Source organism: Mycobacterium sp. BMJ-28, assembly GCF_054404835.1.
Genome location: NZ_CM136783.1, coordinates 122,189 through 137,594, shown reverse-complemented (window position 1 = coordinate 137,594; position 15,406 = coordinate 122,189). Strand labels below are relative to the sequence as shown.

The following is a 15,406-nucleotide window of genomic DNA, read 5'->3' as shown; positions in this document are numbered from 1 at the left end:
GAGCAAATCCGATCAACTCGTGAAACGCGCGGACCGCGTCGACCGCACGGCGAGCGCCGACCGGGCCTGGCGATAGCCAATGATCCCACCCGCTCCGGTTAACACCATGATCCCGGTGAATCCGGGAACCGCCACCGCAACCACGTGTGAGATGTCCGCGGTGCGCAGGTATTCGCCGTACCCGGCCCGGTAGGACGCAGGCAGCAGCGGATTGTCGACCGCCTGGACGGGCGTGCGCGGTGGTGGCGCCGGTGTGGGTGGTGCGCCCGGGGAATGAGAAACCGGCGGCGGTGGCGATGGATCGGGCGGGGGGCCGCCCGCGCCAGGGGACACGGTGATTCCGGGCAGCGCTACCGGTGGAAGTGCGATGTCGGGAACGGCGGTCAGCGCCGGGGCCTCACCATTCGGGGTCGGCTTGGGCGCCCGTTCGGGCAATTGCATCACCGGAGGGCGAGCCGGCCGGCCGGTGGGCGCTTTGGGCGCGCCGCTACCGACACCTCCACCACCGTTACCCGGGTGGGTCGCCCCGGGTTTCGGCCACCACCACGGCAGGCAGTCGTCGGGATCATCGTCGGGATCCTGCGGGTCCGCCGGATCCGGCTGCTCACCTTTCGCAGCGTCCTGGTGGCCTTCCGGCTGTTCGCCCGCGCCGTCCGCGGGGCCGGTCCCCCGGCCTCCCCCAGCGCCCTCAGATTGTTTGCTGGAACTGTCGTCAACGGCGCTCTTGGGACCCGGCGTCATCCCGTCGGGGCTGCCTCCCGCGCCGATCCGGGACGGGTGCGGATGCGGGCCGCGCCGCCCGGCACGGGTGCCCGGTGCACGCACTGCGGGAGTGGCTGCCGAGGTGGCCGCGCCGGTCTCTCCCGTGCCGCCCCCGACGGCCCCCGCACCGCCGACACCATCGGATTCGTCGGGATCGGCAAACGCCACCGCACCGCAGGCAGCACCGGCGAACAGGCCGGAAGCCATCAGACAGGCCGCCGCCGCGACTCGCACCCGCGAACCCACGTCGTGACCGCCTCTCACCACACCGCACACCGCGGCGGCAGAAATTTACCCGATTGTCGCATATTGCCGGCACATTGTTTGCTGCACGATATGACTGGGCGACGCGACCGGACTCCGGCGGCCGACCCGTGGCACGAGCGATAGTGTTGGCCACACTGCCGTCCGGTGATCGCGGCAGTCGATGAGATTCCGGGAGGCAACGCCGATGGCCCTGTTCACGCGACGCAAGAGCCGGGCGACCCGCCGGGCCGAGGCCCGCGCCATCAAGGCCAAGGCCAAGCTGGAGGCCAAATTGGGCGCGAAGAATGACGCGCGCCGCATCAAGGCCGAGCTCAAGGACCAGTCCCGGGCGCTCAAGGCCCAGATCAGGGCACAGCGTGACACCGACCGCGCAGCGCTGAAGGTTGCTGAGACGCAGCTCAAAGCCGTCCGGGACGGCAAGCTGCTTTCGCCGGCCCGCATTCGCCGGACTCTGACGGTGTCGCGCCTGCTCGCGCCGATCCTGGTGCCGGTCGCCTACCGCGTCCTGGTGGCCGGCCGGGGTCTGATCGATCAGCGTCGCGCCGACCGTCTCGGCGTACCGCTCAGCCAGCTCGGCCAGTTCTCCGGGCACGGCGCCGCACTGTCAGCGCGGATCGCCGGTGCCGAGCAGACCTTGCAGCAAGTCGCGGCCAAGAAACCCAAGGACGCCGAAACCCGCCAGTTCGTCGCCGCGGTCACCGACCGCCTGACCGATCTCTCGGCCGCGGTCACCGCCGCCGAAAACATGCCCGCCGAGCGCCGCCGCCCGGCGCACGCCGCGATCGGTGCCCAGCTCGACGGCATCGACGCCGACCTGCTGGCACGCCTCGGGCTCGGCTGAGTTCACCGCACATGACCGCCGCTTCACCCCGTCGGCCCGCGCTGCTGCGTGGCGGTGCGGTCGGGGCGCTGACGGCGGCGCTGACGCTGGCCGCCCACGGGGCCGCGGCAGGCACACCCCCGGCGGGCGCGGCCGTCGCCCAGCTCCTGGTGCTCGCCGGCGCGCTCGCCGCGCTGGCCGCCAGCACCGGCGCCGGACTGTGGCCCGTGGTCGCGGTGCTGTCGGTCGGTCAGGCGCTCGGACACCAGCTGCTGAGCATCGGGATGCACCCCCACGCTCAGGTCGATCCGGCAGCGATGCTGGTCGCCCATCTGGCCGCTGCACTGGCCGGCGCCGTCCTGATCTGCGCGGGGGAACGGCTCTGCGCGGCGTTGTCCCGCACCGTTGCGGCCATCACCGGTCCGGTCGCCCTGCGGGTGCCGCCGGTGACACTCACCTACCGCGCCGAAGGCCAACCGCTGCATTCGGTTTCGTTGTTGCGAGCGTCGATTTCGCATCGGGGTCCCCCGGTCTCGGCTTGACCGCCGAACCCTCGACCCTCCCGCAGAAAGCCGAAAACAGAATGCGATACCTCCATCGGGCGTCCTCGCGCGCCGTTCTCACGCTGGCCGCCGCCGGCGTCGCCCTGATCACCGCCGCCCCGGCGTGGGCGCATGTGCACGTCGACGCGGACGACGCCCATCCGGGCGGTTCCGCGGTGCTCACCTTCCGTGTTCCCAATGAATCGGAAAAAGGCGCGCTCAGCACCGGGCTGACCATCACCCTGCCCGACGTCACGTCGGCGCGCACCGAGCAGATGCCCGGCTGGACCGCGCGTCTGGATCGGGATGCCGCGACCGGCACCGTGCGGTCGGTCACCTGGACGGCCGCCGCTGCGAACGGGATCGGCCCGGACCAGTTCGGGCTGTTCCGCGTTTCCGTGACACTGCCCAAGGCGGACAACGTCAGCTTCCCCGCCACCCAGACCTACTCCGACGGCACCGTGGTGCGCTGGGATCAGCCGCCCCTGCCCGGTGGCGGTGAACCCGAACATCCCGCGCCGGAACTGTCCTTGACGGGAGCGCCCGAGGCCGCACCGGCGCCCACTGCCGCCCCTGCGGTGGCAGCACCACCGGTGGGCCACGCCGACAACAGTGCCCGCTGGCTGGCCGGCGGCGCGTTGGCCCTGGCCGCCGTTGCGGTGGCCGTCGCGCTCGTCGGCCGGCGACGGGCGTGAGGACGCGGCTGGCCGCACTGCTGACCGCCGTCCTCGCGGTCGCCTCGCTGGCGGGTGCCGGGGCCGCCTCGGCACACGCGGTGCGGGTGTCCAGCGATCCCGCGGCGGACGCGGTGCTGGCCAAGGGGCCGGACCGGATCACCGCGACCTTCAACGAGCAGCTCCAGACGGCGTTCGCCTCGATGACGCTGGTCGGTCCGGACGGCAACCTGTGGTCGACCGGTGAGGCCCGGGTGCAGGGTCCGGCTGTCCAGGTCGACCTTCGTCCGCTGGGCCCGGCCGGCACGTACACCGCGAATTACCGGGTGACCTCGGCCGACGGGCACGTGGTGAGCGGCTCGTGGTCGTTCCGATTGTCGGTGGCCGGTGCCGGCACTCCTGGACCGCCGGTGGCCGCGCCGCAGGGCAGTGGCGGCGAGCTGCCGGTGTGGCCGTTCGCGGTACTGGCGGTGGCGATCGTGGGTGCGGGAGTCTGGTGGAGCCGGCGCCGGCGAACATGAGGAGAGCGCTCGGCGGCGCGGCGATGGTGCTGGCCGGGTTGCTGCTGGCCTGGGCGCTGACCTACCCCCGGCAGGAGGTCGCGGCGACCCTGACCCGCGCCGCCGCTGACGTGGCCGCCGTGGTGGTGCTGGGCCTGGCCCTGGTGCCGCTGCTGGATATCGCCCGCTACCGGGCCGAGTTGGCCCGGCGCAGTGCGCCTGCGCTGCTGATCGCGGCCGCGGTCTGGCTGGCCGCCGAACTGGCCCGCCTGGTCACGGCGGCGGCGGCCACTGCCGCCGTGCCCCTGGGCGCCCTCGGGGTGCCGACCACCGTCGAATACACCCTGTCCACCGTGGCCGGGCGGGCCGACCTGATCTGCGTGCTGGCCGCGGCTCTGGTCGGCGCCGTCACGCTCGCACTGCGGACGCCGGCCGCCGGGGTCGCGGTGGCAGGGATCGCGGCGGTCGGCACCACGGCGCGCACCCTGGCGGGCCACCTCTCCGAGAATGCCTTCGGCGGTGTCGCGGTCACTGTGCACGCCCTGGCGGCGGCGGTGTGGTGTGGCCTGCTGGCGGCCTTGGTGCTCACCGTGGGTCATCGCGGGCAGTGGGCGCGGGTGTTGCCGCGGTTCTCGGCATTGTCGCTGTGGTGCGTGGTGGTGCTGCTCGTGGGCGGAATCGGCAGCGCGGTGGTGACCCTGGACGCCCCCGCCCAGTTGTGGTCCACCGGATACGGGCGGCTGATCCTGGCCAAAGTGCTGCTCACCGCCGCGCTCATGGTGCTGGCCTGGCACAACCGGACGGGGTGGCTGCCGTCGGCCCGCGGGCACCGGGTGTCGGCCGCGGGCTCCACCCGGCGTTCCTACACCGAACTGGCATTGATGACGGTGGCGCTGACGCTGGCAGCAGCGCTGGCGGTCACCGGTTAGCCGAAGCCCGGCTGGCATGATGGAGCCACTGTCTGTGCCACACAGCGAAGGAGCGCCCCACATGGCCGACGAGCCGGACCGGCCCGACGAGACGCCGAGCGATCAGCCGCCGGTTCCTCCCGCCAAGAAGGTCCCCGCGAAAAAGGCCCCGGTGAAGAAGGCCCCCGCGAAGAAGGCCACGCCGGCCAAGAAGGTGGCACCGGTCAAGAAGGCAGCACCCGCCAAGAAGGCGGCCCCGGTACAGAAGGCCCCGCCGGTGAAGAAAGCCACGCCGCCGCCACCGCCGGCACCGGAAGCGGCTCTGCCTCCCGTCAAAGAGGTTGCCGCGCAAGCGAAATCCACCGTGGCATCGGCTCCGCCGACGCTGACGGCGGTGCCCGCACCGGACCCCGAGCAGTCCCGTCTGCCGCTCATTGCGGCGCTGCTGGCCGGTGCTCTCGCGGTGCTGGTGGTCTACCTGGCCCGCCGCGGGTCCGAACCGGCCTGAGCGTCCTGGCTAGCATCGATGGTGTGAGTATCGAACCCCGCGCGACCGCCGACCTGGTCGACGAGATCTATCCCGACGTCCGCAGTTGCGATCTACAACTGCAGAACTACGGTGCCCGTAGCAGCTTCGCCGGCCGGATCACCACGGTGCGCTGTTTCCAGGACAACGCCCTGCTGAAGTCGATCCTGTCCACACCGGGCGAAGGCGGCGTACTCGTCGTCGACGGCGACGGCTCGCTGCACACCGCGCTGGTCGGCGACATCATTGCCGGCCTGGCTCACGACAATGGCTGGGCCGGGATCGTCGTGCACGGTGCGGTGCGCGATGCCGCGACCCTGCGCACCATCGATGTCGGCATCAAGGCACTGGGCACCAACCCGCGCAAGGGCACCAAAACCGGCGCGGGAGAACGGGATGTGCCGGTCTCGTTCGGTGGCGTGACGTTTGTTCCCGGCGATATCGCCTATTGCGACGAGGACGGCATCGTCGTCGTTTCGTCCTGACTTCGCAGACGCGACGTCCCCCACCTCCTCGCGGAAGTGGGGGACGTCGTGTCTGTCTGGCGAAGTCGGTCAGACCTTCACGGCTGCACGGTGTTTGGTGAAGTGCAACGACTCTTCGTCAACCTTGCCGTACCGGATGGTGCGCAGGTCGATGAAGTAGTTCTGTTTGAGCCGCCACGGCGCTTCCGACCCGGACTTGGGCAGGGTGTCCATGGCACGCCGGAAGTAGCCGGGGGTGAAGTCCATGAAGGGCTCCTCGCCGACGGAGGCCCCCGGATGCTGAGCCTCGACCCTGTCGAAACCGTTGTCGTCCATGAAGTTCAGCACGCGGCAAATGAACTCCGACACCAGATCGGCCTTCAGCGTCCAGGACGCATTGGTGTAACCGAAGGTGATCGCCATGTTCGGCACGCCGGAGAGCATCAGGCCCTTGTAGCACATCGTGCTCGGCAGATCGATCGGCTCACCGTTGCGCAGCGCCTTCGCGCCGCCGAACAGCTGCATGTTCAAACCGGTTGCGGTGATGATGATGTCGGCGGCCAGCTCCTCGCCGGAGGCGAGCTTGATCCCGGTCCCGGTGAATCGGTCGATGGTGTCGGTGACCACGTCGGCCTTGCCGGAACGAATGGCCTTGAACAGATCGCCGTTAGGCGCCAGGCAGACTCGCTCATCCCACGGGTTGTAGCGCGGGCTGAAGTGCTTGTCGTAGTCGAAGTCGGCGGGCAGCCGCCGGGTCGCCATCTCGCGCAGCGCCTTCTTGAAGACCGCCGGGAACTTACGGGCGAGTTGGTACTGTCCGGTGGCGTACGCGATGGCCTTCCAGCGGTTGACGAAGTGCGCCATGTTCTTCGGCAGGTATTTGTTGGTCTGCTTGGCCACCGGATCTTCCAGCGGCAGCGAGCCGATGTAGGTGGGCGAGCGCTGCAACATGGTGACATGCCCGGCCCCGCCGTTGATGAGTGACGGGATGAGGGTCACGGCGGTGGCGCCCGAGCCGATCACGACGATCTTCTTGCCTGCGTAGTCCAGATCTTCCGGCCAGTGCTGCGGATGGATGACCTGACCCTGGAAATCCTCGGCGCCCGCGAAGGTGGGCGTGTAGCCCTCGTCGTAGTTGTAGTAGCCGCTGCACACCGACAGGAACGAGGCGGTGACCTGCTTCTGCTCGCCGTCGTGTTCGACGGTGACGGTCCACTTGTTGTCGGCGTCGGACCAGTCGGCGGCGGTCACCTTCTGGCCGGTCCGGATGTGCTTGTCGATGCCGTTCTCGACGGCGGCCTCGTTGATGTAATTCCAGATGGACGGTCCGTCGGCGATCGAGCGGGCCGAGGTCCACGGCTTGAACCGGAAGCCCAGGGTGAACATGTCCGAGTCGGACCGGATGCCGGGGTACTTGAACAGGTCCCAGGTGCCGCCGATGTTCTCCCGGCGTTCCAGGATCAGGTAGCTCTTGGACGGGCAGCGCTCTTGCAGGTGCCAGGCGGTGCTGATGCCGGAGATGCCGGCCCCGACGATCACGACGTCGAAGTGTTCGTTCATGGGACCGACGGTATCAACATGGTGTTGAGTCGGTCAACAGTGTGTTGAAAATTTCGACATGCAGTAAAGTCGGGACCGTGACCACCGCCAGTCAGGCCCGCGCACCCCGCGGCCGACGCTCCGCCCGTCCTTCCGGGGACGATCGCGAAGCGGCCATCCTGGCGACCGCGCAGCGCCTACTGGAAGGGCGCGCCTTCGCCGACATCTCCGTCGACGACCTGGCCAAGGGCGCGGGCATCTCCCGGCCCACCTTCTACTTCTACTTCGCCTCCAAGGAAGCCGTCCTACTCACGTTGCTCGATCCACTGATCAAGCTCGCCGACACCGGCTTCGACAACGCCATGGAGGACATGCCGTCCGATCCCAGAAGCGCGATCCGGCGGGGCATCGAGATCTTCTTCAGCTCGTTCGGTTCGCATCCGGCCACCGCCCGGGCCGGAACCGAGGCGGTGAAGAACCACCCCGAATTCCGGGCGTTCTGGGCGGGGCTGATGCAGAAGTGGATCGCCATGACGGCCGCGCTCATCACCGTGGAACGCCGGCGCGGTGCCGCGCCCGAATCGATCCCCGCGATCGACCTCGCCACCTCGCTCAACCTGATGAACGAACGCATGATGATGGCGACATTGGCCGCCGAACAGCCCGCCGTCGAACACGACAAGGTCGTCGACACCCTCACCCACATCTGGCTGACCAGCATTTACGGCGCCGCCGACTAATTGTCGGCACTCGATGCGAACATATGTTCGTGTCATGGCCCCCGCCGCAAGCCCACATCCTGCACGCGGATCTCGACTCGTTCTACGCCTCGGTGGAGCAACGCGATGATCCCGCGCTGCGCGGGCGCCCCGTCATCGTCGGGGGCGGTGTGGTGCTGGCGGCCAGCTACGAGGCCAAGGCCTACGGCGTCCGCACCGCGATGGGCGGCCACCAGGCCCGGCGGCTGTGCCCGCACGCCATCGTCGTACCGCCACGTATGTCGGCGTATTCGCACGCCAGCCGGGCGGTGTTCGACGTGTTCGGTGACACCAGCCCGCTCGTCGAGCCCCTCTCGGTGGACGAGGCGTTCATCGACGTGTCGGGCCTGGGCCGCGTCGCGGGCACACCCGTGCAGATCGGCGCGGCGCTGCGCCGGCAGGTCCGAGACCGGGTGGGTCTGCCGATCACCGTCGGCATCGCCCGCACCAAGTTCCTGGCCAAAGTGGCCAGCCAGCAGGCCAAGCCGGACGGCCTGCTGCTGGTCCCACCCGACCGCGAACTCGCGTTCCTGCATCCGCTGCCGGTACGCGCCCTCTGGGGCGTGGGCGCCAAGACGGCCGACAAGCTGCACGCCCACGGCATCCGCACCGTCGCCGACGTTGCCGAACTGAATGAGAGTTCGCTGGCCGCGATGGTAGGCGGCGCGATGGGCCGTCAGTTGTTCTGTCTGTCCCGCAATATCGACCGCCGGCGGGTGGTCACCGGGGTGCGGCGACGCTCGGTGGGCGCCCAGCGCGCGTTGGGCCGGGCCGGAAACACCATGTCCGACAATGAGATCGATGCGGTCGTCGTCAACCTGGTGGACCGGATCACCCGGCGCATGCGGGCGTCCGGGCGTACCGGTCGCACGGTGGTGTTGCGGCTGCGGTTCGACGATTTCGGCCGCGCCACCCGCTCACGCACCCTGGCCCGGGCCACCGCATCCACCGCGGTGGTGCTGGCGGCCGCCCGTGAGCTGGTCGCGGGGGCGGCACCGCTGATCGGCGAGCGCGGCCTGACGCTGGTCGGATTCGCGGTATCCAATATCGACCGGGACGGCGCCGCGCAGCTGGAGCTGCCATTCGGCGCCGGCGCCGACCCGCTGGCCGTCGATGCCGCCGTGGACCGGGTGCGGGAACGTTTCGGCAACGCGATGCTCACCCGCGGTGTGCTGCTCGGGCGCGACCCGGGCCTGGAGATGCCCACCCTGCCGGATTGACGTCGAGAAAAGTGAGGGAATCGGGCGCCGCGGTTCCTCCTACCTGATGAACGGGCCGCAACCGGCGGCCTCGCGCGGGAGGAATCCTGACAGCTATTGCGCAGCAACCGCACACAAACGATGATTTTCCTGCTGGCAACAGTCAGCCCCGCACAAGGGATGTCCGATGGCAAATACTCCATCGCTATCTGCCGACGATGACGCCACGCTCGCCGTCGCAGCCGCCGCCGGTGACCGGGTGGCATTCGCCGCCATCTATGACCGTTACGCCAACCGATTGCACGACTTCTGCATCGGCATGCTGCGCGACCGCGATGCGGCCGCCGACTGCGTCCAGGACGTCTTCGTCATCGCCGCAACCAGGCTGGTGCAGTTGCGCGAACCCGATCGACTCCGGTCCTGGCTGTACGCGATCGCACGCAGTGAGGCACTGGCCCGGATCCGTGCGCGGCGCCGCGAGCTGCCCAGCGAGGAACTTCCCGAGATAGCAACGGGTGAACCCGATATGGATACTCTGGCCGCACGAAGCGAGCTGGCCGACCTGATCAGCGCTGCCAGCGGCGGGCTGTCCGAGCGCGACCGGCTGGTACTGGAACTCGCCTACCGACAGGGGCTGGACGGACCGGAACTGGCCGAGGCCCTCGGTGTCACCGCCCGCAACGCAAACACCCTGGTGGAGCGCCTACGCGAGACGATCGCCCGTTCCCTGGGCGCACTGCTGGTGTGCCGGCGAGTCAGCGCCGACCCGGAGCGCTGCCCCGAACTGGCCGCCATCCTCGGCGACTGGCACGGCGAACTCACGGTGCTGCTGCGCAAACGCGCGGCGCGCCACATCGAGAGCTGCTCCATCTGTGATGAGGAACGGGCCCGGATGATCACCCCGGCCGCACTCCTCGGTGCGGCGCCGGTTGTCATCCCCGCACCGGCCTGGTTGCGGGACAAGACGCTGCGGCAGGCCGTTCCGGGGGGATCGGCGGTGGGCGTCGCCGGCGATTCCTGGTGGCCCGAAGACGATGTCGACGTCTCCGATCTCGGTGGACGGCACCGGGTGCGCTGGGCCGCGCTCGGCGCGGGCATCGTGGTGGTCGCCATTCTGGCGGTGTACCGCGCCGTGAGTCCGCCGGATGTGGTGCCGATGCGCTCGCCCGGCGTCGTCACGTCCACCACGACGACAACCGCGGGGCCGCCCGCGCAGTTCGTCCCCCCGCCGCCCACCAGTTCCGAGTCGCCGGCGATCCCGCCGCCGACGACACCGTCGGCCATCCCGCGTACCGCACCGTCGACCACCGAGGCACCGTCGCCGGTTCCCGAGCAAGCGCCACCGAGCGGGCCGACCACCACGATTACCCGCGGCGGATCGTCCTTCCACCCGACACCCAGACCGGAATCACCGGTGCAGCAGGAACCGTCGACCGAAGAGTCACCGATCACCGAGGAGCCCCAACCGTCGTCTAAGGCTCCCCCGACCACATCCAAGCCGCCCAAGAGCACCCCGCGGCCGCCCACCATGCAACCGCCGCCGAAGAAGTCGCCGGACAACGACTGCCCACCGGACAACCCGCAGTGTCAGCCGCCGGTGTTCAGCTGACCTGCCACGAAGCCGGCAAGCAGGACCAGGAATCCGCCGATCTCACCGGCCATCAGCGCCTGCATGCCGGCATGCAGGCCGGGCGCCGGCTCGGCGAATTGATTGGTGGTGTCGCGCCGCAGACCATGCTGCACATAACTGGCGATGGCCACCACGAAGAAGAACACCAAAACCATTGCAGCCGTGAGGTTTACCCATGTCGGCCAGGCGCTGAGCTGAACGAATGCCGCGATCAGCAGTGTCGCGAACGAGTACAGCAGCGCCGCCCGGTGCGCGATGTCCACATAGGGATGCGCCAGATGGTCCGGGCTGGTGGCCATCTGCCGGTACTTCCAGACGCCCAGGATGAGCGCCGCCAAGAAGATCAGGCCCGCCGCGAACAGCGTGATGGCGGTGTCGGTACCGAGATTCGCTCCCATCGCGCCGAGTCTAGGGAGCGGCCCACTCCAGGAGACGTTCGGCCGTCCAGGTGTTGACGATCCGGTCCTGCGGCACGCCGGCATCCAGCGCCCGCTGAGCTCCGTAGCCGAGGAAGTCCAGCTGACCGGGGGCATGGGCGTCGGTGTCGATGCTGAACACGCAACCGATCTGGAGTGCCAGATTCAGCAGTCGGTCCGGCGGATCGCAGCGTTCCGGGCGTGAATTGATCTCGACGGCCACTCCGTTGTCACGGCAGGCAGTGAATACCTTCTCGGCGTCGAATTTCGACTCTGGCCGGATGCCCCGACTGCCCTCGACCAGCCGGCCGGTGCAGTGCCCGAGGACGTTCGCCTGGCCGCCGGACACCGCGCGGACCATCCGGCGGGTCATCGCTTCGGCGTCCATGGCCAGCTTGGAGTGCACGCTGGCCACGACGACGTCGAGGCGTTCCAGCAACTCGGGTTCCTGGTCGAGGCTGCCGTCGTCGAGGATGTCCACCTCGATTCCGGTCAGGATGCGCATCGGCGAGAACTGTTCGCGAAGGCTGTCGAGGACCTCGAGCTGGTGGCGCAGCCGGTCGGGCGACAGTCCGTTGGCGATGGTGAGCCGCGGCGAATGATCGGTGAGCGCACAGTATTGGTGGCCCAGCCGCTGCGCTGCGGCCATCATCTCGGCGATCGGCGCCGACCCATCGGACCAGTTCGAGTGCAGGTGCAGGTCACCCTTGAGTGCGGCCCGGACGTCGCCGCCGCCGAGATCGGTTGCCTTTTCCCGTAATTCGATTAGGGCGTCCGGTTCACGGCCAGCCCACGCCTGGGCGATGACCTTCGCGGTCTTGGGCCCGACGCCGGGCAGCGACTGCCAGCCGTTGGTGTGGCCCAGCTTGTCCCGCTGTTCGTCGGTCAGCGCCTCCACCACATCGGCGGCCTTGCGGTAGGCCATCACCCGCCGGGATTCCTCGCGTGCCCGGTCCTTGTAATAGGCGATCTCGCGCAATGCGGTAACCGGATCCATGAATTCAGTGTGCCGCGAAATCCCGCCCATGCCCACGGTCATGCCTTGTTAGGCTGATCCGCGGGGGGTGTCGGATGGGTGTCGGCGGCGGCGATCTGCTCAAGGATCTGTTCGAGCTGGGCAATGGCATCAGAAGCGGCGTCCAGGACGTCCCCAAGCTGTTCCAGGACGTCGTGAGTCTGGATGCCCACGGTGTGCTCACCGACGGCCGCAAGGTAATCGGTGACGTGGGTGATGTCCTCAACGGGTTGGGCGGCCTCGGCATGGGGTTGACCAAGGTGCCTCAGCAGATCGCCGAGAAATACGCCGGCTCCACGATCGGCAAACTCGCGGATTCGCAGATCCTCTCCGCAGCTCAGATGGCCATCGACGCCGAGAAGGCGACCACGGGTTCGGGGGAACCAGAGGATGGGAATGGTTACCACGAGTCGGCGGTCCGGATGCAGGACGTGGTGCAGACCCTGTCGGATGCGGATCCGCGGGGCGACCGGTGGAACGGCGAGGCGGCGAAGTCATACGAACGCACCAACAGCGCGCACAGAACCCACGCGTCGGCTGTCCAAGGCGCCGATGGAGAGATCGGCCGGGTTCTCAGCATCGAAGCGGGGCAGGTCAGCCGGGCCCGTAAGACGTTGGACGAGACCAATCAGTACCTGTCGGACTTCGGCGCAGCCACGGCGTGGATGAACTTCGTGCCGGGGCTCCGGCAGGCCAAAATGGTGGCCGATCTGGCCGCGGCTTCGGCCGCCCTGGCGACGACGAACACCACCATGGCCGTCCTGGTGAAGAATGCCGCGGAGAACGCGGCACGAATCGAACTTCTCACCGGCAAGTACACCGATGCCAATGGCGACAACAGCGGCAAGGTGCAGGACAAGCACGGTAACCCCGTTCCTGGCGCACCGTTCGTCACCCAGGAAGTCGACACGGGGAAACAATCGCGGCCAGAGCGTCTTGATCCGTCCCGTCCCTACTGGGTTCCAACTCCCGACACCCCGCCAAACACCCCGGGCATCCCGTATGGAGCGGAGGCTCCATCGCCAGCTTCAGACAGGATCGTTGAAGGCAACCATGACTGATCAAGAGCGAAATCTGCACGTTCTGACCGACCACGTCAGTGACCTCGCCGCCAAACAAGAGACCGCCGCAAACCAGATCACCGGCGCTAACCGCGCGATTGGCGACACGGCCACGCGAGTCCGCGATACCCACGGATTAGTGTGCTCGATGACCAGCGCCGCACTGTCTGCAGCCGATACCGCACGCACGGCCGCCGGATCAACCTTGCACAAGGTGTCCAGTGAACTTTCCGAGAAGCTCTGCACCGCCGCCTCCAACTACCAGAACGCTGACTACCGGGCGGGCGCCCATATCAGTCAAGCCGGCAATATGTGAGCATTCGATGCCTGACACCGATTGGGACGACGATGACGAAATCTATTCGCCCGGAGAAAATTCCGGCATCAGCGCCTTCGACATGTTCATCCCTGACGAACATTCGTACGGCGACATGGAGTCCTGGCCCCTCCCGGAGTCGTCCGGCGAGGACAACGATGTCCTGACAGTCACTTTTTCCGCCTCCAACCCAACGGAGACGGTGGTGGTCACCGCTTTGATGGATGGCAAGATCCTCAAAGTCGATCTGGCACCGCAAGTCGTGGTCATGACCGAAACCGAGCTGTCCCAGGAGATTGTGCTCCTTGCGAATTTGGCTCGCATGCAAGCACAGGCCGCTCAGCACGCCCTCATCGCAGCGATGATGCATCGCGCCGGGCTGGATCCCGCAGCGACTCGCAGCTTCATCGAGCGGGACCTGCATTTGCCGTCACCCGCGACTGCCAGAAAGCGTCGCGCCGAGATTCTCGCCGACCGATATCTTGTTGATGAGTAGTCAAATTCAAATGCGAAAGCATGAACGGTGAATCACCCTTCCACAAGCGACACGCGCCAACGCCGTAGAACCCGGTGGCCTCTGGTCGCGAGCGGCGTAGCGTTCGCCATAGTCCTCACCGCCGTGAGCGCAGTCGTTGTTCTACGGAAGGACGGGTCCGAGGCTCGGCCGCAGACCCCAGAGTGGACTCCTCCAGCCCAGACCGTCCTTACATCTTCGATGCAGATGAGACCAATCGTCGGTTGGCGCTCTAGCCTGGCCACTCTGGGCGTGATATCCGCGGCCAATGACTCACTGAGCCGAAACATCTTTGCCACGAATATCTCTCCGTTCGATTCCAGTCCGCTCGTAGGCAACCTCGGCGACAACGCCTACTTTATGGCCGGAGATCCTGCCTCGGTGTCCCCGAAGTGGTGGCTGGTCGGTATTGACGTACGAGACGGTCGTCGCCTATTTCCAGCTGTGCAGCTGACCGAGTCCGAGCGGCCTCCACAGTGTTATCTCAACGGGCTCGACGCCCTCTTGTGCGTCGCGAACGACACCGACAACGTCACCGCGTGGACAATCGACGCGCACAATGGTGCGGTAATCTATACCGGCCCAACGGATTTGCGAACCTTTACCGGCAAGCTCGGCACACATCAGGTCGGTATCTACGCCGTCGCCGCGACTGAATCCTCAGGCGTGTACGGCGTAGGGCCCCACGCAGAAACCACCTGGTTCGTTCCCGGGAACGGTGATATCGATCAAGCCTATCCGGGTACCCGAGACTTCCAATCGCAGACGCTGGCCACCCAAGGTTCTGGCCAGTCCGCCGATTCGCGAGTGGTCTTCTCTGTCAAAGATGGCGCGGTGCTCAAACCCCGGATCGACGACGGCGGCACGCTGACGGGAACCGCAATCTATCCAGGTGGCTTCGCAGCCGAGATTGCCAACCGCAATGACAGCTCGACTGTCCAGTTCTTCGATGAAGCCGGCGCACGAGTGGGTGAGGAAGTTCCCGGAGGCACGCTCGGTGAAGGCACGCTGAACCTTCCTATCGTGAAGTTAAAACAGGACGAATGGGCCGCATACTCGGTGCAGGGGCGAAAGCTGATCCAACAATCCACTTCAGCTCCTTCGCAGACTCGGCTAATTGGGACCACCCTTTTCGCTATGGGTGATTCAGGCTGGCATCAGTACGATCTTGAGTCCGGCTCCGAAGGGAAGCGTTGTAATTACGGGCTGGGCGAGGGTGGGTACATCGCAAATGCCGGTAACGTCGTGGTCTTGTCATCTGGCAATGCCACCGTGGGTTTGGAGACGACAGGTGCCGATTTGGCATCTTGTGACACACTCTGGACACTCAGCTCGGCCGCCGGTTCCTTCCGCCATGTGTGGCGCATCAACACCACCCTCGTTCAAATCTCCGACGACGGAACGGAATTGATGTCGCTCGTGGCACCGGGATAGTCGCCGCCGCCGATTCACATCAAATTGACAACAACAACCCGGAATGGATCCCCCAACCCGA

18 protein-coding genes are annotated in these 15,406 nt (G+C 67.5%); 14 read left to right on the top strand and 4 right to left on the bottom strand.

The annotated features are described in order from the left end of the window. Window positions 1–12: 12 nt before the first annotated feature. Window positions 13–1,029 (bottom strand): hypothetical protein, encoded by a 1,017-nt coding sequence (locus ACXPWS_RS00670; RefSeq protein ID WP_458710591.1) that lies wholly within the window; start codon window positions 1,027–1,029, stop codon window positions 13–15. Between the two features lie 184 nt (window positions 1,030–1,213). On the opposite strand from ACXPWS_RS00670, the gene ACXPWS_RS00665 reads away from it, so the two are divergent. The 7 genes from ACXPWS_RS00665 (at window position 1,214) to rraA (ending at window position 5,484) form a co-directional block, all read left to right on the top strand. Continuing rightward, complete coding sequence (locus ACXPWS_RS00665; protein ID WP_458710590.1) at window positions 1,214–1,870, top strand: DUF6474 family protein; 657 nt, start codon at window positions 1,214–1,216, stop codon at window positions 1,868–1,870. Window positions 1,871–1,881: 11 nt separating this feature from the next. Continuing rightward, complete coding sequence (locus tag ACXPWS_RS00660; protein ID WP_458710589.1) at window positions 1,882–2,391, top strand: hypothetical protein; 510 nt, start codon at window positions 1,882–1,884, stop codon at window positions 2,389–2,391. A 41-nt stretch (window positions 2,392–2,432) separates the two neighbouring features. After that, a complete protein-coding gene (locus ACXPWS_RS00655) occupies window positions 2,433–3,086 on the top strand; it encodes a YcnI family copper-binding membrane protein (protein ID WP_458710588.1) in 654 nt (217 codons plus the stop codon). Beyond that, a complete protein-coding gene (locus tag ACXPWS_RS00650) occupies window positions 3,083–3,586 on the top strand; it encodes a copper resistance CopC family protein (protein ID WP_458710587.1) in 504 nt (167 codons plus the stop codon). Before ACXPWS_RS00655 ends, ACXPWS_RS00650 begins: the two co-directional genes overlap by 4 nt. Continuing rightward, complete coding sequence (locus ACXPWS_RS00645) at window positions 3,583–4,494, top strand: CopD family protein (RefSeq protein ID WP_458710586.1); 912 nt, start codon at window positions 3,583–3,585, stop codon at window positions 4,492–4,494. Before ACXPWS_RS00650 ends, ACXPWS_RS00645 begins: the two co-directional genes overlap by 4 nt. A 61-nt stretch (window positions 4,495–4,555) precedes the next feature. Then, entirely contained in the window at window positions 4,556–4,981 is a 426-nt protein-coding gene (locus tag ACXPWS_RS00640; RefSeq protein WP_458710585.1) for a hypothetical protein, read from the top strand. 23 nt (window positions 4,982–5,004) lie between these two features. Then, the gene (rraA, locus tag ACXPWS_RS00635) at window positions 5,005–5,484 is read left to right on the top strand and encodes a ribonuclease E activity regulator RraA (protein ID WP_458710584.1); all 480 of its coding nucleotides are present in this window, start codon (window positions 5,005–5,007) and stop codon (window positions 5,482–5,484) included. A gap of 69 nt (window positions 5,485–5,553) precedes the next feature. Here the strand turns inward: rraA and ACXPWS_RS00630 are convergent, their stop codons facing one another. After that, a complete protein-coding gene (locus ACXPWS_RS00630) occupies window positions 5,554–7,023 on the bottom strand; it encodes a flavin-containing monooxygenase (protein WP_458710583.1) in 1,470 nt (489 codons plus the stop codon). Window positions 7,024–7,073: 50 nt separating this feature from the next. Here ACXPWS_RS00630 and ACXPWS_RS00625 point away from each other — a divergent pair, with 50 nt between their 5' ends. The 3 genes from ACXPWS_RS00625 to ACXPWS_RS00615 all read left to right on the top strand — a co-directional run bounded on the left by ACXPWS_RS00625 (window position 7,074) and on the right by ACXPWS_RS00615 (window position 10,568). Continuing rightward, window positions 7,074–7,742 carry a TetR/AcrR family transcriptional regulator gene (locus ACXPWS_RS00625; protein ID WP_458713780.1) on the top strand — a complete coding sequence of 223 codons (669 nt, stop codon included), beginning with the start codon at window positions 7,074–7,076 and terminating at the stop codon, window positions 7,740–7,742. 23 nt (window positions 7,743–7,765) lie between these two features. Beyond that, window positions 7,766–8,980, top strand: a complete 1,215-nt coding sequence (gene dinB, locus ACXPWS_RS00620) for a DNA polymerase IV (protein WP_458710582.1) — start codon at window positions 7,766–7,768, stop codon at window positions 8,978–8,980. Window positions 8,981–9,146: 166 nt separating this feature from the next. After that, a complete protein-coding gene (locus tag ACXPWS_RS00615; protein ID WP_458710581.1) occupies window positions 9,147–10,568 on the top strand; it encodes an RNA polymerase sigma factor in 1,422 nt (473 codons plus the stop codon). Here ACXPWS_RS00615 and ACXPWS_RS00610 read toward each other — a convergent pair. Together ACXPWS_RS00610 and ACXPWS_RS00605 are read right to left on the bottom strand one after the other, a co-directional pair. After that, a complete protein-coding gene (locus ACXPWS_RS00610) occupies window positions 10,547–10,987 on the bottom strand; it encodes a hypothetical protein (RefSeq protein ID WP_458710580.1) in 441 nt (146 codons plus the stop codon). The genes ACXPWS_RS00615 and ACXPWS_RS00610 overlap by 22 nt on opposite strands. A 10-nt stretch (window positions 10,988–10,997) precedes the next feature. Next, window positions 10,998–12,002, bottom strand: coding sequence for a PHP domain-containing protein (locus ACXPWS_RS00605; protein ID WP_458710579.1), 1,005 nt, complete (start codon window positions 12,000–12,002; stop codon window positions 10,998–11,000). A 74-nt stretch (window positions 12,003–12,076) separates the two neighbouring features. Between ACXPWS_RS00605 and ACXPWS_RS00600 the strand changes: the two genes are divergently transcribed. From ACXPWS_RS00600 to ACXPWS_RS00585, 4 genes are all read left to right on the top strand, one after another. Then, window positions 12,077–13,081 carry an EspA/EspE family type VII secretion system effector gene (locus tag ACXPWS_RS00600; RefSeq protein WP_458710578.1) on the top strand — a complete coding sequence of 335 codons (1,005 nt, stop codon included), beginning with the start codon at window positions 12,077–12,079 and terminating at the stop codon, window positions 13,079–13,081. Further along, entirely contained in the window at window positions 13,074–13,397 is a 324-nt protein-coding gene (locus ACXPWS_RS00595) for an ESX-1 secretion-associated protein (RefSeq protein WP_458710577.1), read from the top strand. The genes ACXPWS_RS00600 and ACXPWS_RS00595 overlap by 8 nt, the downstream gene beginning before the upstream one ends. A 7-nt stretch (window positions 13,398–13,404) precedes the next feature. Further along, window positions 13,405–13,893 carry a hypothetical protein gene (locus ACXPWS_RS00590; protein WP_458710576.1) on the top strand — a complete coding sequence of 163 codons (489 nt, stop codon included), beginning with the start codon at window positions 13,405–13,407 and terminating at the stop codon, window positions 13,891–13,893. A 225-nt stretch (window positions 13,894–14,118) separates the two neighbouring features. Beyond that, on the top strand, window positions 14,119–15,345 hold the full coding sequence (locus tag ACXPWS_RS00585) for a hypothetical protein (protein WP_458710575.1): 1,227 nt from the start codon (window positions 14,119–14,121) through the stop codon (window positions 15,343–15,345). Window positions 15,346–15,406 lie beyond the last annotated feature (61 nt).